This window comes from Blautia sp. DFI.3.45 (genome assembly GCF_020593505.1).
In the GTDB taxonomy this organism is placed as follows: Bacteria; Bacillota; Clostridia; order Lachnospirales; family Lachnospiraceae; genus Blautia_A; species Blautia_A wexlerae.
On the sequence record NZ_JAJDMI010000010.1, the window covers coordinates 21,089 to 43,406 of the forward strand.

Genomic DNA, 22,318 nt, shown 5'->3' on the forward strand with positions numbered 1-22,318 from the left:
GCCGGATCGCAAGATCCGGCACTCCTTCTTTTAAAATGTGAAATCCCGCTCACAGTAAGACACAACTGTGAGCGGGATTTTTGTGTTACCGCAGAGAACTAGTGTGCCGACAAGTTGATTCTTGAAACAATCTTGCAGGATAAATTTTCTTATTTCAAGGCGGAAGAAGGAGGCGTAGCGGTGGCTACGGCGACCGACGACAACGCGGAAATAAGGAATTTAGACGCAAGATTGTTCGAGAAATCAACTTGTTGGCACACTTACTTGATTCGATTAAATTCCCATTGTAAGAATCTCCATCAGTACCCCAAGCAATGACGGATTCAAATTCATGGATACCAGAACAGGCACTGCTTCTGTGCCCAGCTCTTTCACTACTTTATAAACCTCTGTCTTCTGTGCATAGGTAATCTGTGCTTTTTCCAGAATCTCATAGACCTCTTCTGCATAGTCTCTCTGATAAACAGCTGCATCTGCCGCAAAAGTAACCTTCACCTGTGCATCTGCCGGCACATCCTTCAGAATCACTATTGTTCCATGAAGCTTCTTATCCTCTGCGAACTCTGCATCCTTATATACCTGTCCGTTTACAGTAACCTCCTGCGGTTTGTCCTGAATGTTGCAGAAGCGGATCTTCCAGGAACGTTTCTGCGGAATCACTGCTGTATTTCCCTGCGCAGCTTCTACAATAAATACTGTTCCATTCTCATCTGCAGTCTTCGTCATTCTGGTGGATACCCAGTTCTCATCCAGGTCTTCCGGTGTGTCCCCATCGTCTTCCCAGAGTACAAATTCTCCTGATTCTCCAGGATATACAAGTACTTCCAGTTTCTCAGGATTCTCAATGGAATTATCATATCCTTCCATGTCCTTCAGTGGAATGATGCTGCCTTCACGCACAAGTACCGGCATCTCATAAATATCTCTCCAGAGATCCACTTTTCTGCCGCCCTTATATGCTCTTCCGTTAAAGAAATCATACCAGATTCCCTGCGGGATCCATGTCTTTGCGCCTGCAAGTCCTGTTACCGGATCCAGCTTATCTGTGATTGGAGATACCATCATCTCTGTACCGAAATAATAGTTGTTCGGTACTTCATAGGTTTCCTCGCGCTCCGGCTCCAGATAATACATCGGCTGTACCAGCGGCAGTCCCGCTCTGCTTGCACGACGGTTCATGGTGTAAAGATACGGAACCAGCTTATGACGCAGTTTCAGGAAATTCTTCATTACTGTTTCTACAATCTGGTTGTATTTCCACGGTTCTTTTCCATTAAACGGGTTATCTGTGCTGTGCAGACGATTCATTGGTGAAAAGACTCCAAGCTGTACCCACCTTGCAGTGAGCTCGTCGTCTCTGTATCCAAACATATGTCCACCGATATCATGACTCCACCATCCAAAACCGATGTTGCTGGCATTTGCTGTGAAATATGGCTGGAATTTCAGACTCTCCCAGGTAATGAACGTATCACCGGAAAAACCGACCGGGTATCTGTGGCTTCCTGGACCTGCATATCTTGAGAAAGTCAGCGCACGTTTTCCTTTCCACTTGCTGTCCAGATAGTGATAGTGGTTCAGCATCCAGAGCGGATCCAGTCCCGGAACCTTGGTTACAGTTCCCTGCTGCCAGTCAAGCCACCAGAAGTCTACTCCCTCTTCTTCCATCGGATGATGCAGTTCCTCAAAATATGTCTCAATGAATTTCGGATCTGTCATATCAAAAAGTACCGGTTCCTTACTTGCAGGATCAATTCCCATCTTCTCTGCAACTCTCGGATAGGCTTCTTCATAAGCACGCACTCCATCTGCCGGATGTACGTTCAATGTGATCTTATATCCATGTTTGTGCAGCCAGTCCATAAATTCAGGCGGATTTGGGAAAAACTTCTTATTCCAGGTATATCCTGTCCATCCGCTTCCATATACAGGAGGTACATCCTCTACCAGATGCCAGTCCATATCTACAACTGCAACAGAAAATGGCACTTCTTCTTTCTCAAAACGCTCTACCAGTTCTTTGTACTCTGTCTCTGTGTATTTGTGATATCTGCTCCACCAGTTTCCGAACGTATATCTTGGAAGCAGAGGTGTTTTTCCACATAATCTGTAAAAATCCTGCAGACATTCCACATATCTGTGACCATATCCAAAGAAATAAAAGTCTGCTCTGTTTCCCTGACGTGGCTCTACCATTCCATCTTCGCCCATAGCCATTGTGTGGGAATCATCCAACACTGAAAAACCGTTTCTGGACATAATGCCATGACTCAGCGGAATCTCACCGTCTGCTTCATCCAGGGTTCTGGCTGTTCCCAGCAGATCTTTCGGTTCATCACCATAATGCCACACACGCTCGCTGGCTTTTCCACCCGCAACACGTATCATCAGACCGCTTGGAGAAAATTTCTGCCTGTCATAGTGGATTTCCAGGTCTTTGGTGTAAATATGTAATTCCTCACCGCCATCGCTCACCCTGAATTCCGGCACCGGGAAATCACGATTGCATACCATCTGTGTTGCTCTGTCCTCAAATCCTCCGTCTTCGCTGTACTCAAAACGGATCAGGGCAGTTGTCAGCATTGTAATCCTGAAATGATCGCCCACGATTACAGCTTCCTTTCTGCATACAGGATTACCTTCCAGTACAAATTTCTTTAAGTCCATAAAAGCTTTTCCTCCTTTACATCAACAACAGTTGTAACAACTGCTTTTATGTCTATTTTAATCTTCTGTAGTCTGATTGACAACGCTTTTTTTCAGCTACTGAACATTTATATGACATATACTTGTGATACTATTTTCTAGAACGTGTCTGAAAAATGCTTTACGCAAGATGTGCGTCACAATTTGCAGGAGATTTTGGGAATGATTTTCCAAACACACTCTAAAGCAGCTGCCGAAGAGGACGAATGATAATCCTGAGCACACCGTAGTATAACTTCTTTTTCCGATTCAACACTTTCCCCTGGTACTTTGCGCCTTCGGTTTCCTGACCGTTTGCAAGTACCTCTTTGCTTTTTTCCATATAATCTGATTCTGTTTCGTGAATCTGCTGACTCAGTTTTTCGCTGTCAATTACCAGCATCAGTTCCGTATCCAGATAAGTACTTCGCATATCCAGATTATAGGAACCTACTACTGACAGACGGTCATTTATCAGCACAGCTTTTGTATGAACCGGATAATCATTCATCAGTTCATACACATCTGCCCCTGTTTCCAGAATTTTCTTTTTCTGATTAAGATAATCTGTACAGCCCCATGGATTAGAGCCTTTTTCCACTGCATTCAGCACGATCTGAAGTTTTGCATGATCTGAAATCCCCTGCAATACATCATACATGTAACCATTACAGATCACATAAGGAGTCTGTATTATTACATGATCTGCATTTTCAGTAAGATACTGAATTGTCTGGAGAACCTGCGGTGTTTTTCGTCCCGCCTCAATTCCATTATTGATCAGAGTGATCTTGTTTGCTTCTATCGTATCCTTTTCCCATGCACTGTAGGTTTCTATATCATTGTACCTTTTCAGCAGAGATATGTAAATTTCTTCCATGTGCCGGTATGCATCCGTATATCTGGAAGATTGTTTGCCTTTTTTAATGCTCACACAGCTTTCCTTCCATATTTTATGGAAATAATCCTCAAGCTGGTTCAGAGACTCTCCCTGTCCTTCTGATGTATCATACACCAGGATATCTCTGTCTTCATTAATGCCTTTTGTCTGATCCCCCAGAAAGATATCATTGCTGTTGCGTCCGCCCAGCAGATACATTTTCTCATCCACGATCAGATATTTATCATGCATGCGATAATTCACCTTAAACAGATTGACCGGTGTCACCGGATTGTAAACTCCCACTTCCACATTCTCATATGATGCCAGAGCCTGGAAATCGCTGCTTCCAGCCAGAAACAGTTGCTGATAAATTCCATCGATCAATAACTGAATCTTCACACCTCTTGCCGCAGCGCAATTCAATGCGGCAAGAATTTTAGTGCCATTATCATCCGCGCGTAAGTCAAAGGTAGACAGTACAATGCTCTCCTTCGCAGTGCCAATCATACGAAGCCTCCACAAAAGTGCCTCTTCATTATCGTCAATGCAGCAAATTCTTTCTACGCCTGCTGTCTCTGATGTAAATTCTGTCTTTCTCAGACTTTCCACATATTTTTCGTCCGGTTTTCTGCAAAAAAGAGGTGAAAGTACATTCACCAACACCACGATCAGCAAAAAAAGGCAAAATACTTTGCCTATTCTTTTTAGTATTTTTTTCATTCGATACCACAACCTCCCTTGACCAGACCGGAACCCATATATTTGACTTATTCCTCTTCTTTCGACAATACACTGAGTATAGAGTATAACATAATCAGAAGCCATAGTGCATCTTTTGATACGAAAAGCGTTAAAATCTTTTCACAAACCCTTTTCTTTTTCTTGCAATGTCTTATATGTTTCCGACTTATAAAAATTCAATGTCATCAACTCTTTCCAACAGGGAGGGATTTCAATGTTATCAGGATGGTTTGTATAAAGTGTGATGACTGGTTATAAAGAGAGTTTATCTGCATCTTGCACAGCAGTCTTCTCTCCTGCATGAAGATATTTACCAGCTTGACCCTGTGTTCTTCAAGCGCTATCAGCAGCATAAAATACTTTTACGCCCTTGTGGAACTTTCTCCGCAGGGGCGTAAATATTTCATTTTTCTCTATTTCCCAGACACCTTTATTTCTCACTTTCCCGCAAAACAAGAAAAACACCGTCCCCGCGGCAATCGCATTGTCCGCAAAAACAGTGTTCTTAGTGCGCCTTCAGGGGTTCGAACCCTGGACACCCTGATTAAGAGTCAGGTGCTCTACCAACTGAGCTAAAAGCGCATATTCTTTTGTTTTTCTCTGTGTTAAAGTTTTGCATCACCTTCAACGCAAGTGATATTATATATAATAGTCGTTTAAATGTCAATAGGTTTTTTCAAAAAAAATCAGATTTTTTTTTATTTCATTTATTTTTCCTTTTTTTCGTCGTTTTGGGACATTTTGTTAAGTGTTTTATTGACCTCTTCTGCGGATTTCCGCAGGCGGCTGAAGGTATTATCAAAGTTTTTGTGTTCATAGCGGAATTGTAGCATCTTATTATGGAAAAAACTTTTTCGTTTCACTGGCTGACTCCTTCGGGGCGCGAAGCGCCCCGAAATTTTCTTATACTATAATATGCACTGCCAGCCACAACAGATAGTCAAATGGATAATCGCAATCCACTTCACTATGGAATCGCTATAAACCAGATAATTGCTCTGCTGTTTTATCTGTGATACTCTCTGGAAATCACCATCTTACAGATTGGATTTCCCATAGAAGAAAATTTCTCTTCATATTCTGTCATAACATTTCCCTGTACCATCTCTTCATTATGATGCAGATCAAAGGTAGAAGCTTCCAGATTCCATCCAGCTTCCTCCACTTCTTCCAGGGAAAATTCAAACAGTTCCTTATTATCTGTCTTAAATTCCACTTTTCCATCCTGAACCAGAATCTGGTCGTAACGTGCCAGGAATTCTCTGGATGTCAGGCGACGTTTTGCATGGCGGGCTTTTGGCCATGGATCGGAAAAGTTCAGATAAATCTTATCTACTTCACCTTTCTCAAAGATTTCCGGCAGAAGTCTGGCATCCACTCTCATAAAAAATAAATTAGAATAAACCTCTCCATTCTCCTCCAGTTCTTCTCTCTTCTGCAATGCGCGAAGAAGAACGCTGTCATACATCTCGATTCCTATATAATTGATATCCGGATGCAGCCGGGCCAGATCCATAAGAAATCTTCCTTTTCCCATCCCTACTTCAATATGAAGAGGCTGCTTTTTCACAAAAACCTCCCCCCAGTGTCCTTTCTTTGTCTGTGGTTCCTGCACCACATAAGGGCTCTCCAGAATTGCATCCTGAGCTCCCGGAATATTTCTTAATCTCATAAAAATCTCCTGTTCCTTTTCTTATATCTCCAGAGCGTGTTTGAAAAATGCTTTACGCAAGATGTGCGTGCAATTTCCTGCCACCAATAAACTACCATACCATACTCCTAACGTCAATTACATCCCGGACAGATATTCGCAGGAGATTTCTTTAACTTGTCTAAAAAATAACAATTTTTTTCTTTCTGGAAAAAATTTAGATGGTTTTTTTTAACAAAAGGGTGTATGATATCTAACAGATATTACTATTTTTCACATAGTAAATCTGGTTTTTTTGTAAAATTTTGACAACCAAGGAGGTTGAAGATGGAGCAGATACTTAACAAATTATCTGAAATCGAGCTTACAGCCCAACGCATCATGGAAGACTGCGACCGGCAAAAGCAACAGCTTTCTGAAGAGGCAGAACAGAAATGTAAAAATTATGACAAGCAGCTGGAGTCCCGGACAGCAGAGCAGATTCGACGGATCCGTCAGCAACTGGAAGAAGAAAAAGATTCTCGCCTGGCACAGTTACGTGCAGACACAGACGCTACCTTTTCTTCACTGGATGCTCATTACGAACAGCAGCACTCACAACTTTCCAGAGAATTGTTTGAGAAAATACTAACTATGTAAAGATCTGTCTCAGACACACTCTAGATGACATCAGGAAAGGAAGTGAAAAACAATGGGAGGCGTACTCTCCTACAGCGGACTTTCCACGAAAATCCGCGCAATGCAGAGCAGGCTTACTACCATGGATCAGTTCGAGGAAATCCTCCAACTCTCCGATGTCACGCAGGTAGCCGCCTATCTGAAGCGAATGCCGGAATACTCTTCCAGGTGGGATGCACTGGATGAAAATACCCTGCACCGTGGCCAGATTGAGAAGCTTCTGAAGAAATCCATATTCCAGAATTTCTCCAGAATTTATCACTTTGCCAACCCGGAGCAGCGTAAATTTCTGGATCTGTATTCCAAGCGATATGAAATCCGTGTACTGAAGGAAGTCATGACAAATATCTTCGATCACCGCGACACGGATCCTGTAGATGTTTCTCCGTACCGTGAATTTTTCCGTCTGCATTCCAATATTGATGTAGACCGGATCACTACCTGTTCCACCATGGAGGAACTGATCTCCTGCCTCAAAGGAAACGAATTTTATATCCCGCTTTCGAAGATCCAGGAGCATGAAACAGCACTTCTCTTCGACTATGGTATGGCACTGGATCTGTACTATTTTACCCAGATCTGGAACATCCGTAAGAAGCTGTTTAAAGGTAAAGATCTGGAAGAGATTACCCACACTTACGGTGAGAAATTTGATATGCTGAACCTGCAGTTTATCCAGCGTTCCAAAAGGTATTACAACATGGATCCGGCAAGTATTTATGCCCTGCTGATTCCTGTAAATTATAAGTTAAAGAAAGAAGAAATCACAGCTTTGGTGGAAGCGCCTTCATACGAAGAAGGTCGAAGAATTTTCCAGAAAACATGGTACGGCAACAAATATGAACAGCTTACCGTAGCCAATCTGGAAGAATTCTACAACCACATCCACCGCTCGATCCTTGAGAAGGAATCCCACAGAAATCCATATTCTGTAGCAGTGATCTATTCTTATCTGTATAACAAGGAACACGAAGTAAACCGTCTGACTATCGCCATTGAATGCGTACGTTACGGTGTGCAGCATGATGAAGCCATGCGTTATATTTGCAACAGTTGATTTCTATATGGCGCATAACTGAATAACTGCTTCGCAGTTTAAAGAACATTAACCAGGAGGTGAATTTATGATTGAGAAAATGAAGTTCCTGAGCATTACCGGTCCTAAGGCCGATATTGACAGAGTGGTAAACACCTATCTTTCCAAGTACGAAATTCATCTGGAAAATGCCCTTTCCGAGCTGACAGCAGTAGAGAGTCTTTCTCCGTTTATGGAAATCAATCCATATAAGGAAGCACTCTCTACTGCCAACAGTTTCTATGATGAACTGGCAGATCCGGAGAAGATTTCTGCCAAACCCATGGATACTGAACAGGCTTTAAATACAATCCGCCGGATTCAGTCTGATTATCAAGAACTAAGCAATAAACGTGCTGATCTGGAGAGTCAGCTTGCAGCTCTGGATGAATCTCTGCGAGTGATCCGCCCGTTCAGAAATATTAATTACAATATTTCCTCAATCCTGAAATTCCAGTTCATCCACTTCCGTTTCGGAAGGATTGAGAAGGAATATTACCAGAAATTTGAAAAGTATATTTACGAAAATCTGGACACAATTTTCATTAAATGTGATGAAGATGACCAGTATGTCTGGGGTCTGTATTTTGTCCCGGAGCACGAAGCCCAGAAAGTAAAAGCCGTCTATTCTTCCATGCACTTCGAGCGTATTTATATGCCGGATACTTATAAGGGAACAGCAAAAGAAGCTTTCGAACAACTGACTGAAACACGCAACAGAGCTGCTGCTGATCTGGCATCTGCCGATCAGAAAAAAACAGATTTTCTTCTTAGAAATCAGAAAGATATCGTTGCATCACGCAATGCTATCACACAGCTTTCCGGTAACTTTGATGTGCGCAGACTTGCGGCATGTACACATGGGGATAAAGACGTTTTCTATATCTTATGTGGATGGATGACAGAGAAAGATGCCCATTCTTTCCAGAATGATATCAAAGACGACAGCCGCATTTTCTGTATTATTGACGGTGAAGAGGACGAACATCTGAAGCCAGGTATACACCAGCAGCCACCAACGAAACTGAAGAACCCGAAACTGTTTAAACCATTTGAAATGTACATTAAGATGTATGGTCTTCCGGCCTATAACGAGATGGATCCCACATGGTTTGTAGCACTGACTTATTCCTTTATTTTCGGTGCAATGTTCGGTGATGTGGGACAGGGATTGCTGCTCTTTATCGGAGGTTTCCTGCTTTATAAATTCAAACATATCACACTGGCAGGCATTATCAGTTGTGCAGGTGTGTTCTCCACAATCTTCGGATTTATGTTCGGAAGTATCTTCGGATTCGAAGATGTGATACCTGCCCTGTGGCTTCGCCCGATGAACAATATGATGTCAGTTCCGTTTATCGGAAAGCTGAATACAGTATTTATTGTTGCCATTGGTTTTGGTATGTGCCTGATCCTTTTATGTATGGTATTTAACATTCTGAACGCCTGGAAAGCCAGAGACGTAGAACACATCTGGTTTGATACAAACTCAGTGGCCGGTCTGGTATTCTACGGCTCTGCAGTTGTCTCCATTGCACTTATACTGAATGGCAAAACACTTCCCGGCGGAATCGTACTGTTTATCATGTTCGGCGTACCATTGATCCTGATCTTCCTGAAAGAGCCACTTACAGCCCTCATTGAGAAGAAATCAGAAGTTATGCCGAAAGAGAAGGGAATGTTCATTGTACAGGGACTTTTTGAAATGTTTGAAGTCCTGTTAAGCTACTTCTCCAATACCCTTTCCTTCGTCCGTATCGGAGCTTTCGCAGTCAGCCATGCAGCGATGATGGAAGTCGTTCTCATGCTTGCAGGCGCAGAAAGCGGAAACCTGAACTGGATAGTAGTAGTTCTGGGAAACCTTTTTGTATGTGGTATGGAGGGCCTGATCGTAGGTATCCAGGTGCTTCGTCTGGAATATTATGAAATGTTCAGCCGCTTCTACAAAGGTACAGGACGTAAATTTGAGCCGTTCCGCTCTGTAAAATAGACAGAAAGATCATTAGAAATTATACTATTTTCATTTATATATCATCCCCGGGAAACCCATATCTGTCGGTCAGCCAGATATTCGAAGCCGAATAAATATGATATATATGAACAGCAAAATCAAGAACTAAGAGGAGATTTAATTATGACAACAATCGCACAGATCATTTTAGCAATCGCACTGGTACTCAGCATCATTCTTCCATTTGGCTACTATCTCATCGGTGAAAAAAACCGCGGACGTTACAAAACAGCTCTCGGTGTAAACGCATTCTTCTTCTTTGGAACCATGCTTATCGCCATTGCAGTTATGTTCACAGGTGCTTCTTCCGTACAGGCCGCTGCAGGCTCTGAAGGCACACTTGCAACAGGTATGGGTTATATCGCAGCAGCTCTTGTAACCGGACTTTCCTGTATCGGTGGTGGTATTGCCGTTGCCAGTGCGGCAAGCGCAGCCTTAGGTGCTATCAGCGAGGATCAGAGTATCCTTGGTAAATCCCTTATTTTCGTAGGTCTTGCAGAAGGTGTTGCCCTTTATGGACTGATCATCTCCTTCATGATCCTGGGACAGTTATAAGATGCAGATGTTTTTGATCAGCGACAATATCGATACCTACACAGGGATGAGACTGGCAGGTGTGGAGGGCGTGGTCGTACACACACATGATGAATTAAAAGATGCTTTGCAGAAAGCTATTTCCAATAAAGAAATCGGAATCATACTCCTGACCGAGAAATTCGGCCGGGAGTTTCCCGAAATTATAGATGATGTAAAGCTTCATCACAAGACCCCTCTGATCATCGAAATTCCCGACAGGCACGGTACTGGTCGCAAACCGGATTTTATCACTTCATATGTGAATGAAGCTATTGGTTTAAAACTGTAAAACAGTTACCAATAGTAAATCTAATGTTACTGTTCACACACCACTATTCCGAGACATACAAGCCAAAATCCCATTGCCGCAGGCAATCTGGAATGAATTTTGGCTACATTACTGTGAACGGAGTGAACAGTTACAATCTAAATATTACAGGCAGGTGTTAACATGACAATTGATGAAAAACTCAGCCATTTTTATGATATCACTGTAGAGGAAGCCCACGAAAAAGCTGCCGCCATTCTCGATGAGCATAAAGCGGCTCTGGAGAAAATGGCAGAAGAACACAAAACTCTCAGTGAAGAAAATGCCCAGACACAGATCAAAGCGGAAACTGCCAGCGCCCGACGTGAAATAAACAAGGCTCTCTCCGCAGAACAGCTCACGATCAAGCGTGACTGGACCAGAAAACAAAACGAATTAAAAGAGAAAATTTTCTCCGAAGTAAAAGGACTTCTGGAATCCTTTACCAAAACTCCGGAGTATGAGAACTATTTAACTGCTAAGATCAAAGAAGCTCTGGATTTCGCAGGAAATGATGAGATTACCATCTATCTCTCTCCGGAGGACAGATCTCTTGCAGAGAAACTTCAGCATACAACAGGTACTGCTATCCAGCTTGCAAAGGACTCTTTTCTTGGCGGTATCCGCGCTACGATTCCTCAGAAAAACATCCTGATCGATCACTCTTTTGCAGGAAATTTTGAGGCAGCATACAAAGAATTCAAGTTTGACGGAGGACCAGAACATGAGTAATACAGGTATTATCTACGGTGTCAACGGCCCCGTCATTTATCTGAAGGGCGACAGCGGATTTAAGATTTCCGAGATGGTCTATGTAGGTCCGGAACATCTGGTAGGTGAGATCATCGGCCTGAAGAAAGGCATGACCACCGTACAGGTTTTCGAGGAGACTACAGGACTGAAACCGGGCGATACAGTTACAGGAACCGGAGATGCCATTTCTGTACTTCTGGGACCTGGAATCATCCACAATATTTTTGATGGTATCCAGCGTCCTCTGGAAGAGATTGCCAAAGCCTCAGGCAAATATATTTCACGAGGTGTCAGCGTTGATTCTCTTGACACAGAAAAGAAATGGAACACTCACATCATAGTAAAAGAAGGAGATGTTGTAGGTCCCGGCTCTGTTATCGCAGAAACTCAGGAAACAGACTCCATTCTCCATAAATCCATGGTTCCTCCGAATCTTACAGAAGCCACAGTTATCCACGCAGCATCTGACGGAGCATACACCATTCTGGAACCGATCGTAACCATTCAGTTCGCAGACGGAACCACCAAAGATCTGGCACTTGCACAGAAATGGCCGATCCGTATCCCGAGACCAACCCACAAACGTTTCCCCGCAAGCGTCCCGCTTGTCACAGGCCAGCGTATCCTGGACACTCTTTTCCCGATTGCCAAAGGCGGTACAGCCGCTGTTCCGGGAGGTTTCGGTACAGGTAAGACCATGACTCAGCATCAGATTGCAAAATGGTCTGATGCAGACATTATCATCTACATTGGATGCGGAGAACGTGGAAACGAGATGACTCAGGTTCTGGAAGATTTCAGTAAACTGATCGACCCGAAATCCGGAAACCTGATGATGGACAGAACCACATTGATCGCCAATACTTCCAACATGCCGGTTGCGGCGCGTGAAGCTTCTATTTATACAGGTGTAACTCTTGCGGAATATTACCGGGACATGGGTTACGACGTAGCTATCATGGCAGACTCCACTTCCCGTTGGGCAGAAGCTCTTCGAGAACTGTCCGGCCGTCTGGAGGAAATGCCTGCAGAGGAAGGTTTCCCTGCATATCTGGCATCCAAGCTGTCCGCATTCTATGAACGTGCAGGAATGATGCAGAACTTAAACGGAACCGAAGGCTCTGTCTCCATTATCGGAGCAGTTTCTCCACAGGGTGGTGACTTCTCAGAGCCTGTCACACAAAACACCAAACGTTTCGTCCGCTGCTTCTGGGGACTGGACAAATCCCTTGCCTATGCCCGTCACTTCCCGGCAATCCACTGGCTCACCAGCTACAGTGAATATCTGGAAGACCTGACTCCATGGTACAGAGAACATGTTTCCCCGAAATTTGTAGCAGACAGGAATCAGCTCATGGCAATCCTGAATCAGGAGAGCTCCCTGATGGAGATTGTCAAGCTGATCGGAAGCGACGTTCTTCCGGATGACCAGAAACTGACGCTGGAAATTGCCAGAGTCATCCGTCTGGGCTTCCTCCAGCAGAACGCTTTTCACGCAGAAGACACCTGCGTACCAATGGAAAAACAGTTTAAAATGATGGAAACGATCCTCTATCTTTATGAAAAATGCCGTGCACTCATCAACCGTGGAATGCCGGTTTCCGTACTGAAAGAGGGGAACAACATTTTTGAAAAAATTATTTCCATTAAATATGATGTGGCAAATAATCAGCTTGATAAATTCGACCAATACAAGCAGGACATTGATACTTTCTATGATAACATAATGGAAAAAAACGGCTGATGCCGGAACAGTTACATTCATAGCCATAACCGGCTATGAGTCGTAACAGAGAGGAGAAGTTTATGGCAATTGAATATTTAGGCTTAAGCGAAATAAACGGACCTCTGGTGGTCCTGGAAGGCGTCAAGAATGCCTCCTATGAGGAAATCGTTGAATTTCACATGGATGACGGGACTCGCAAGATCGGCCGTATTATTGAGATTTATGAGGACAAGGCTGTTATCCAGGTTTTTGAAGGAACAGACGGTATGTCCTTAGGCAACACCCATACCCGGCTGACCGGACGTCCCATGGAGATCGGGCTTTCCCCGGAAATCCTCGGACGAACCTTTAACGGTATCGGACAGCCCATCGACGGTCTGGGGGACATCACCCCGGATGTAAAATTAAACATCAATGGTCTGCCGCTGAACCCGGTAGCACGTGAATATCCCCGAAACTATATCAACACCGGTATTTCCGCAATCGACGGACTGACCACCCTGATCCGAGGACAGAAGCTTCCGATCTTTTCCGGAAATGGTCTTCCACACGACAAGCTGGCTGCACAGATCGTACAGCAGGCTTCTCTGGGAGAGGACTCTGATGAAGATTTTGCCATTGTTTTCGCGGCAATGGGTGTCAAATATGACGTAGCGGAATTTTTCCGCCGTACCTTCGAGGAAAGCGGTGCTGCAGACCATGTAGTTATGTTCCTGAATCTTGCAAATGATCCGGTTGTTGAACGTCTTCTTACACCGAAGATCGCCCTCACTGCCGCAGAGTATCTTGCTTTTGAAAAGGGAATGCACATCCTGGTCATCCTGACAGACATCACATCCTTCTGCGAGGCCATGCGAGAGGTTTCCTCCTCCAAAGGTGAGATTCCGTCCCGTAAAGGTTATCCGGGTTATCTGTACAGCGAGCTTGCAACCCTGTACGAACGTGCAGGTATCGTAAAAGGCAAACCGGGTTCCGTAACCCAGATCCCGATCCTGACCATGCCAAACGATGATATCACTCACCCGATCCCTGACCTTACCGGTTATATCACCGAAGGTCAGATCGTTCTGGACAGACAGCTTCATGGACAGGCAATCTATCCGCCTATTAACGTACTGCCATCTCTTTCCCGTCTGATGAAGGACGGTATCGGTGAAGGCTATACAAGAGCAGACCATCAGGACGTGGCAAATCAGCTTTTCTCCTGCTATGCAAAGGTTGGAGATGCCAGAGCCCTTGCTTCCGTTATCGGTGAGGATGAGCTTTCCCCGCTGGATAAACGCTATCTGGTATTTGGTAAAGCCTTTGAGAGTGAATTTGTCGGCCAGTCCGAAACCGAGAACCGAAGCATCACCGAAACCCTGGATAAGGGCTGGGAGCTTCTGGGACTTCTTCCGAAAGAAGAGCTCGACCGAATTGATACGAAGATCCTCGACAAGTACTATCACGAAACAGTACGCTAAAAGAAGCGAGGTGATTACATGGATCCGAATACCTTTCCCACCAAGGGAAACCTGATACTTGCAAAGAACTCACTGAAGCTTTCCCGTCAGGGCTATGAACTGATGGACAAGAAGCGTAACATCCTGATTCGTGAAATGATGGAACTGATCGATCAGGCAAAGGATATCCAGACACAGATTGATGTGACTTTCCGCACTGCCTATACAGCACTGCAGAAAGCCAATATGGAGATTGGTATCGCCTTTGTCCAGCAGATCGCGTGTACGGTTCCTGTCGAGAACTCTATACGCATTAAAACCCGAAGTGTTATGGGTACGGAAATTCCTCTGGTGGAATATGACAAAACCACTAACACTCCCACCTATGCCTATTACAGCACAAAGATGTCTCTGGACGAAGCCAAGGCTGCCTTTGAAAAGGTAAAAGAGCTGTCCATCCGCCTGTCCATGGTGGAAAATGCAGCCATCCGCCTTGCAGCCAATATCAAAAAAACTCAGAAACGTGCCAATGCTCTGAAGAATATCACTATTCCGAAGTACGAGGCACTGACCAAAGATATCCAGAATGCACTGGAGGAGAAAGAACGTGAGGAATTTACCCGTCTGAAAGTCATCAAACGGATGAAACAAAAATAGTATATATCAGAAATCAGCCGGATGAATATTTACTATTCATCCGGCTGATTTTATCTGACGTATGATAAAGATATCTATAGCAATCCTCGTAAATAATACATTTAAGACAGTTCAGCAGAGTGCGAAAGACAAGGAAGATATCTGCAGGCGTGCTGACGCACGGCAAAGATATCTGACACAGGACTTCATGCTATGTGGATAATATCTGTGAAAAGTTATCCCCACCCGAATTCATTTTGTGCATTTCTCATCCACATCTGTCTCTCCTATGTGGAAATTTCCTGTTTCTGTCAAATGTATTCTTTTTTTCATTGTTGTTGTATTTTTTAGCAGAATATCTTTTTGAATATTCTGATTATTTTTATATATATTGTTATATTTTGTCTTTTTTGTACAATATTATATGTTTTTTAGAATATAAAAAAGTCAATAGATTTGTGGATTTTTTCGTCCAAAAATGTCGATTTATCATTTTACACAAAACATCTGTTTCTTTTTTCCTTATGTAAATCGAGTATTCCACATACATAAAATGTGGATAATGTGGATAACTTTGTGTATAACTTTAATTTACGGGATTTTTCAATAACTGGGTATGTGGATAGAGTGTGTATGACTTTATCCACTTTTCCCACCTCTCGACATTCTTTGTGCAATTTGTCGAATCATATAATTTTAGGCGTTACAGCTATTCCATGAACGTACCTACAGCTGCCGGCTTCTCATAATCATAATCGGAAATCTTGATTCCTGTAGCAGCATTACTGGCATGAATAATCTTTCCATCTCCGATATAAAGTGCCACATGATCAATATATCCGTTTCCGTAGAATACCAGATCTCCCGGCTCAAGCTGGCTGATATCTTTCTTTGTGGAGGCATCACACTGCGCTGCAGCCACACGTGGAAGACTGTAACCGAAATTGGCAAATACAGACATTACAAATCCTGAGCAGTCTGCACCGTTTGTAAGACTTGTTCCGCCATAAACATAAGGATTTCCTTCAAACTGCAGCGCAAAGTTTACCACTTCCTGTCTCTTTGCCAGACGTTTCGCTTCTGCTTCTTCGGCAATTTTTTTCTTTGTATCCTCAACTGTCTGCTGAATACTCTCCAGCGCGGCTGTTTTTTCCTGCTCTGCCTTCTCAGAAGCCTTTTCCGCTTTCTCTACTCTTCGTTCTTCACGAATCTGAGCTGCTTCCTCTTCTTTCGCAACAAACTCCTGTGTCTGTTCCTCTGTCTGCTTCGCCAGTGTACTTGCCAGAGCACTTACACTTCCTGTTCCATCAGAAAACGCTGATGCGCCATCATCAAACTGTGCTGCGCTTACACATACCCCCTGTGTCAGAACCACAGAGCTCATAATTGCTGCCATCAAAATTGTCTTTATTTTATTATTCATTTTACTAATCAACTCCTGTTATACATCGTTGTAAAATTATTACATTTTTATTACGTTTTGTTACGCATTTGTGTATGTTAACATAACATCCCAATTTTGTCAAATGAAAAAAGTGTGACGAGCATTTGGAATGAATTTTGGCTTGTATGTCTCAGGATTTTGGCATATTTATGCCAAAACACCTCGCGGGATAATGGTGTGTGAACAGTAATGATGTTACCGAAAGCATACTTCATGCCTTCCTTCAATAAGATAGTAAAAAGCAGATTCCGAGGTGGATATGCGTATTTATAAAAATATCCCTAAAAGAATCCTCAGCCTGTGTCTGGTCTTTGCCATTGGCATCAGCATGGGTGTTCTCTCCGACCACTTTGTTTCTGAAAACTCCCGTTTTCAGACCTTTACGGAAAAATTATTCCGGTCCGAAGTATGCAGCAATACCCTCACCCTTCACTACACTCTTGCACACCCTGAAAAAAAAGGTATCAGAAAGCCCGAGGCAACTCTTGGAACTGCACTTTCTGACCCGGCTAAGACCACCAGTCTCTGTCAGGAATATGAGAAAGAGCTGAAATCCTTTGCCTATTCCAAGCTCTCCGAAGAAAACCGGCTTACCTGTGATATGCTTCTTCTCTATTTTCACACCAGAGCCTCCCTTGGAAAAAACAGCGCCCTGGATGAGCCGCTGGGACCAGGCCTGGGTGTGCAGGCACAACTTCCCATTCTTCTGGCGGAATATACTTTCCGGACAAAAGAAGATATCTCTGATTATCTGAAACTTCTGAGTACCGTCAGGCCATATTTTCAAAGTATTATAAAACTGGAAAAGCAGAAATCCCAGTCAGGGCTTTTCATGAGCGACACAACTCTGGACCGTATCCTGAAACAATGTCATTCTTTTGTCGCGAATCCTGATTCCAACTACATGGATGATATTTTCGCGCAGAAACTGAAAGCTTTCTCCAACCCTGCATTTAGCAGCGAAGATCAGAAAAAACTCTGTACATATCATCATAAACTGATCTTAACCGAAGTGATCCCTGCTTATCAGGAACTGGCAGACAGTCTGGAAAGTCTTCGCGGTACAGGCAAAAGCAGCCGGGGCCTGGCATTTTTTGAGGGTGGGCGTGAATATTACCTCTACCTGCTGCAAAGCCAGACAGGAACCTATGTACCTGTCGGACAAATTGAAAAAAGACTGTCAGCTCAGCTTTTGTCCGACTATCGGGAGATATCTTCCCTGCTGAAACAGAATTCCTCCCTGATCGACAGGCTGAATCAATGTTCCGGTGAACTTACGCTGACACCGACTCAGATGCTTGAGAAGCTTCCGGAATTGATGAAAAAAGATTTCCCGGAACTGAAAGATGCCTCTTACGAACTCCGCACCGTTCATCCTTCCATGAAAAAATTCTTAAGTCCTGCTTTTTACCTCACGCCGCCTGTGGATACCCGAACCCCCAACGTAATCTATATCAACGATTCCGGACGTACCTCTTCTCTGGAACTTTTCGGCACACTGGCACATGAAGGATTTCCCGGCCATCTTTACCAGACAGTTTCTTTTGCCGAAAACAATCCCTCTAACATCAGATATCTGGTCACCTCCTCCGGTTACGTGGAAGGCTGGGCAACCTACGTGGAATCCTACGGCTATGAATATGCCGCCTCCCTCATGAAGGATCCGGATTCTGCCAAAAATGCTGTCCGGCTTGCCTGGTTAAACAGGAGTATGAATCTGTGCATTTACTCCCTGATCGATATCGGCATTCATTACAGGGGCTGGGATGCAGCCCGCACTGCTGTCTTTCTGAAAGCATTTGGCATCAACAATGCTTCTACTGCTGCCGAAATCTATCAGTATATTGTGGAAACTCCCGGTAACTATCTGAAATACTATTGGGGATATCTGAATTTCCTTGACTTGAAAACAGTCTGTCAGAAAAGACTTGGAGATGATTTCGACCTGAAAGAATTTCACCGCCGGATTCTGGACATCGGACCTGTACAGTTTCCGGTTCTGGAAAAATACATGAAATAAACGAATTACTGGAAAACTTTCATCGGCCAGACTTCCGGAGAGTCTTATCAGTTTGAGTGGCATGGAGGAGATAATGTTACGGTTATCATTCAGCCATCTGAACGTCAGAGCGGAATCCGCGTCAGTATGGATTAACAGCCTGATATAACAAAGAGCCGAACTGACTGCAATATTTTATAGAATTGCAGTCAGTCCGGCTCTTTAAAATATAAAACCAAACATTTCTCAAGTAATGTTTCCGAAAACAGTCTTCCTGCCTCCATTTCCATCACTGTCTCTTTGAATCTGTCGCTACCATTACCGTAAATCTTTTTAAATCCGGCCGGAACTAATCCCAGGTCGCTTTCTTCCACCATGGAAACATCGAATTCGCTGTCTCCGGCTGCTATGATATATGCAGGCTGCAACCTCTTTCGAAGTCTTCTCACAGCCATTCCCTTACTCAGATTTACAGGAACAACATATACCTTCTCTCCATTATGAAATACGTCCACCAGCTTCGTAGTCAGTTTTGCCTGCAGATCTTCAACCACTTCCTCTGGCTTTTCACATTTTGTAAAAATAAAAAGCTCATCTAGAAATCTCAGCTCAAACTTTCGTCTGGAATCCCCGGCAAGAATCTGCTGCGCTTTTTCCATTTCCGGTCTGCTGTTCTGGATCATTTGCAGCGACTCCAGATACCACTCTCTGTCACGCTTACCATTTACCAGCAGTACTCCTCCATTACAGACAAGGGCATAGGGTACGATTCCTATATCCAGATCAATACGTTTATACTGTTCTTCCGTCCTTGTGGATGTTGGTATGATAGTCATCTTCTCACTTACTTTTTTCAACAGATCATGCGTTTTTTCAGAAATAAATGAGATTTCTCTTCCATTATATAACTCAACATTTAATTTATTTTCACCGATATTGCGCTTATACGAATATATTATGGTATTGTCCATGTCCGCGCATAAAATGCCATTCATTCGCTTCCTCCAAAAATGGGACTGCCACACTGTTATTACCTGCGACAGCCCCATAATTATTATTTCATACGTATTGTTTACCTGCTCATGATTGCTTTTCTGATAAGATCCACCGGTATAATAAGTACTGCAAGTACCATGGATACCAGTAATGCCTTTGGCTCAAGCAGAGTTGTGTTAAATACTTTTCCGCCGATTTCAATGATAATGGTCTGAAGAACAAAGATTGCTCCCATTACCAGTACGAAGTTCTTATTCTCCCCGATATGCTCAAACAGATTAAACTTCTCAGATCTGGTATTCAGACTGTTAAAGATAATCGCATAAATGAAGAACGCAAACATAAATGTTTTCTCATAAAGCTCCGGATCTGCACAGCCCGCAGGGATTACCCAACTGGTAATGCCGCCGATATTCTCAAGTATCAGGATAGAACCAAGGGTAATAAATATTGCACTTACTCCGATCGCTGACTTGATGTACGGAGTCAGAATATTATCTGTTCTCTTTGCCGGCTGATCTTTCATATATCTGTCAAGAATAGGTTCTCCACCAAACGCCATGGCAGCCAATGTATCCATGATCAGGTTGATCCAAAGGATCTGGACAATGGAAAACGGCTCTGTCCATCCCAGGATCGGTGCAATGATATTCATTAACAGAGTACTGATATTTACAGTAAGCTGGAAAATGAGGAATTTTCCAACAGATTTCGCCATAGTCCTGCTGTTAAGCACACAGTCTTTAATGGAAGTCAGACTGTTATTAAGGATAACAACATCTCCTGCCTCCTGTGCAACTGCTGTACCATCTCCCATTGCAAAACCAATGTCTGCCTGTTTTAATGCGGGAGCATCGTTCACACCGTCACCGGTCATACCACAGACATTATCAATCTGCTGTGAAAGAGATACCAGTCTTTTCTTATCAAGCGGTTTCGCGCGGCTTACCACTCTCAGGTTCGGGAGAACTTTCTTCAGCTCTTCATCTGATAATTTCTCCATTTCTTCATGGGTAAGAACCACGTCCTTCTTCTCATCTGCAAGAATACCTGCCTCTTTTGCAATGGCTACTGCAGTTTCCTCTGCATCACCGGTAACCATAACTACCTGGATTCCTGCATCATTGAGAATCTGAACAGTCTCAACCGCATCTGTTCTGACATTATCACGCAGACACAGAACTGCCATAAGAACAGTCTTTCCATCGCTGATTTTCGCTACGGAGAGAAGCTTCATGGTTCTCTTTGCCTGTGCATGCATCTGTTCTTCTACTTTATCTTTATCTGCCTTTGTAAACTCTCTTTCTTCCCCGTCCGGAAGCATGTAATGTGTTACTTTATCAATGATATTCTCTGTAGCACCCTTCCAGTAAACAAGTCCGTTTTTCAGTTTTACAGTGGCACATTTCTTCTCGGAATCAAATCCGCTGATCTCTTCTACCTTCTCCGGATCATTGTCATAATCATTATAACCATGATCAATGGCATAAGAGAGCAGTGCTCTGTCCATGTTGTTACTTCCGATTGCCTTTCCTTCTGAGGAAATCTTTGCAAGGTTATTCAGAGTGATAGCTTCTATAAACTCCCTGCTCTGGATGGAATCAACAATCTCACCGTTACCTGTGATAAATTCTACCAGTGACAGGTTACCCTGTGTGATCGTTCCGGTTTTATCACTGAACAGCACGTTCATGTAAGCAGAATCTGAAAATGCCGCCTTGTGGCTGACAAGGATATTCTTTTTATACATGGACTCTGTATTCATTGACTGAACCAGACTGTTCATCATCGGGAGTCCCTCCGGAACTGCCATGATCACGATAGAAGCCATAAGCATAACTGCTTCCGCTATTACAAGGAGAACGGAAACAACAGTGATTGCCTGATCTGCCCTGATCAGAGTCAGGACAACATGAAGGATACCCGCGATCGCTGCAGCTGACACACCCAGTTTACCGATACCTGCTGCCACACCCTCCAGCTTCAGGCTGGAAGTATCTTTTCGCTCTTCTTCCTCGGAGGTATCTGTCAGAGCTTTGTTTATCTTTCCTAATTCAGAACTGTCTCCGATAACAGTTGCGATCATGTAACCTTCGCCTGAAGTCACAACCGAACCCATAAAGACTTTTCCCTGTGAAGAGTAATCCGTAGATTCTGCCTCGTCCATATTGGTTACTGCTGCTTTGTTCTCATCTCTTGATTCACCGTTTAATGCCGCCTGAGATACTTTGATCTTACCTTCAAATAACAGACCATCTGCCGGAACCTTATCTCCTGCCTGGATAAGGATCGTATCACCTTTAACGATTTCACTGGTAAGAATATTGACCAGCTTTCCGTCTCTTACAACTTTGGCATAGGTCTTGCTGTATTCTTCCTGAAGCGCCTCACTTCTTGAAGTATTTCTGTACTCTGACAGGGTACTGAAACCGGTAGCAAGTGCGATTGCGATCACAATACTGATGATCTCCACAACATCATTTCCGCCGGATAATGCAGGGACAAAGATTCCCAGCACAGCCAGGATAACTTTAAGAGCCAGAGCCGCACATAATACCTTGATCCAGATGTCATCAAATGCGCCGATGAACATGGACCAGAGTGATTCAGTCTCTTTCTTCGCCAGCTCATTGGTGCCGTACTTCGCCTTGCTCTCGCTGACCTGCTGTCCGGACAGGCCCTGCATTCGCTCCTCTTTGTTTATTTCATTCATAA

At 43.6% G+C, this 22,318-nt stretch carries 16 protein-coding genes, 1 tRNA gene and 1 pseudogene; 11 read left to right on the forward strand and 7 right to left on the reverse strand.

Features of this window, described 5'->3' with window-relative positions:
- Positions 1 to 273 precede the first annotated feature (273 nt).
- From LJE09_RS05600 to trmB, 4 genes are all read right to left on the reverse strand, one after another.
- Positions 274 to 2,667 (reverse strand): glycoside hydrolase family 31 protein, encoded by a 2,394-nt coding sequence (locus LJE09_RS05600; protein WP_055060344.1) that lies wholly within the window; start codon positions 2,665 to 2,667, stop codon positions 274 to 276.
- Positions 2,668 to 2,887: 220 nt separating this feature from the next.
- The gene (locus tag LJE09_RS05605) at positions 2,888 to 4,288 is read right to left on the reverse strand and encodes a phospholipase D-like domain-containing protein (RefSeq protein WP_055060343.1); all 1,401 of its coding nucleotides are present in this window, start codon (positions 4,286 to 4,288) and stop codon (positions 2,888 to 2,890) included.
- 530 nt (positions 4,289 to 4,818) lie between these two features.
- Positions 4,819 to 4,891, reverse strand: a tRNA-Lys gene (locus LJE09_RS05610).
- 424 nt (positions 4,892 to 5,315) lie between these two features.
- Entirely contained in the window at positions 5,316 to 5,981 is a 666-nt protein-coding gene (trmB, locus tag LJE09_RS05615) for a tRNA (guanosine(46)-N7)-methyltransferase TrmB (protein WP_055060342.1), read from the reverse strand.
- 306 nt (positions 5,982 to 6,287) lie between these two features.
- Here trmB and LJE09_RS05620 point away from each other — a divergent pair, with 306 nt between their 5' ends.
- From LJE09_RS05620 to LJE09_RS05660, 9 genes are all read left to right on the forward strand, one after another.
- Positions 6,288 to 6,599, forward strand: a complete 312-nt coding sequence (locus tag LJE09_RS05620) for a hypothetical protein (RefSeq protein ID WP_055060341.1) — start codon at positions 6,288 to 6,290, stop codon at positions 6,597 to 6,599.
- 52 nt (positions 6,600 to 6,651) lie between these two features.
- The gene (locus tag LJE09_RS05625) at positions 6,652 to 7,695 is read left to right on the forward strand and encodes a V0D/AC39 family V-type ATPase subunit (protein WP_055060340.1); all 1,044 of its coding nucleotides are present in this window, start codon (positions 6,652 to 6,654) and stop codon (positions 7,693 to 7,695) included.
- A 67-nt stretch (positions 7,696 to 7,762) separates the two neighbouring features.
- Positions 7,763 to 9,703: a V-type ATP synthase subunit I gene (locus LJE09_RS05630; protein ID WP_055060339.1), complete on the forward strand. Its 1,941-nt coding sequence runs from the start codon at positions 7,763 to 7,765 to the stop codon at positions 9,701 to 9,703.
- Positions 9,704 to 9,847: 144 nt separating this feature from the next.
- A complete protein-coding gene (locus tag LJE09_RS05635; RefSeq protein WP_008705339.1) occupies positions 9,848 to 10,279 on the forward strand; it encodes an ATP synthase subunit C in 432 nt (143 codons plus the stop codon).
- 1 nt (position 10,280) lies between these two features.
- Positions 10,281 to 10,589 carry a V-type ATP synthase subunit F gene (locus LJE09_RS05640; protein ID WP_008705340.1) on the forward strand — a complete coding sequence of 103 codons (309 nt, stop codon included), beginning with the start codon at positions 10,281 to 10,283 and terminating at the stop codon, positions 10,587 to 10,589.
- 162 nt (positions 10,590 to 10,751) lie between these two features.
- The gene (locus tag LJE09_RS05645) at positions 10,752 to 11,339 is read left to right on the forward strand and encodes a V-type ATP synthase subunit E (protein WP_025578303.1); all 588 of its coding nucleotides are present in this window, start codon (positions 10,752 to 10,754) and stop codon (positions 11,337 to 11,339) included.
- Positions 11,332 to 13,104: a V-type ATP synthase subunit A gene (locus tag LJE09_RS05650; protein ID WP_008705342.1), complete on the forward strand. Its 1,773-nt coding sequence runs from the start codon at positions 11,332 to 11,334 to the stop codon at positions 13,102 to 13,104. Before LJE09_RS05645 ends, LJE09_RS05650 begins: the two co-directional genes overlap by 8 nt.
- Before the next feature lie 62 nt (positions 13,105 to 13,166).
- Positions 13,167 to 14,549 carry a V-type ATP synthase subunit B gene (locus LJE09_RS05655; protein ID WP_008705343.1) on the forward strand — a complete coding sequence of 461 codons (1,383 nt, stop codon included), beginning with the start codon at positions 13,167 to 13,169 and terminating at the stop codon, positions 14,547 to 14,549.
- 18 nt (positions 14,550 to 14,567) lie between these two features.
- The gene (locus LJE09_RS05660; protein WP_008705345.1) at positions 14,568 to 15,185 is read left to right on the forward strand and encodes a V-type ATP synthase subunit D; all 618 of its coding nucleotides are present in this window, start codon (positions 14,568 to 14,570) and stop codon (positions 15,183 to 15,185) included.
- Positions 15,186 to 15,873: 688 nt separating this feature from the next.
- Here the strand turns inward: LJE09_RS05660 and LJE09_RS05665 are convergent.
- Positions 15,874 to 16,587 carry a C40 family peptidase gene (locus LJE09_RS05665; RefSeq protein ID WP_055200181.1) on the reverse strand — a complete coding sequence of 238 codons (714 nt, stop codon included), beginning with the start codon at positions 16,585 to 16,587 and terminating at the stop codon, positions 15,874 to 15,876.
- Between the two features lie 280 nt (positions 16,588 to 16,867).
- Here LJE09_RS05665 and LJE09_RS05670 point away from each other — a divergent pair, with 280 nt between their 5' ends.
- Both LJE09_RS05670 and LJE09_RS18695 read left to right on the forward strand, forming a co-directional pair.
- The gene (locus LJE09_RS05670; protein ID WP_055200315.1) at positions 16,868 to 18,628 is read left to right on the forward strand and encodes a DUF885 domain-containing protein; all 1,761 of its coding nucleotides are present in this window, start codon (positions 16,868 to 16,870) and stop codon (positions 18,626 to 18,628) included.
- A 9-nt stretch (positions 18,629 to 18,637) separates the two neighbouring features.
- Positions 18,638 to 18,763: pseudogene (locus LJE09_RS18695) on the forward strand (AIM24 family protein); the annotation flags it as partial.
- Between the two features lie 53 nt (positions 18,764 to 18,816).
- Here the strand turns inward: LJE09_RS18695 and LJE09_RS05680 are convergent.
- Together LJE09_RS05680 and LJE09_RS05685 are read right to left on the reverse strand one after the other, a co-directional pair.
- The gene (locus tag LJE09_RS05680) at positions 18,817 to 19,602 is read right to left on the reverse strand and encodes an HAD hydrolase family protein (RefSeq protein WP_055200183.1); all 786 of its coding nucleotides are present in this window, start codon (positions 19,600 to 19,602) and stop codon (positions 18,817 to 18,819) included.
- Positions 19,603 to 19,679: 77 nt separating this feature from the next.
- Complete coding sequence (locus tag LJE09_RS05685; protein WP_055200185.1) at positions 19,680 to 22,316, reverse strand: cation-translocating P-type ATPase; 2,637 nt, start codon at positions 22,314 to 22,316, stop codon at positions 19,680 to 19,682.
- Positions 22,317 to 22,318 lie beyond the last annotated feature (2 nt).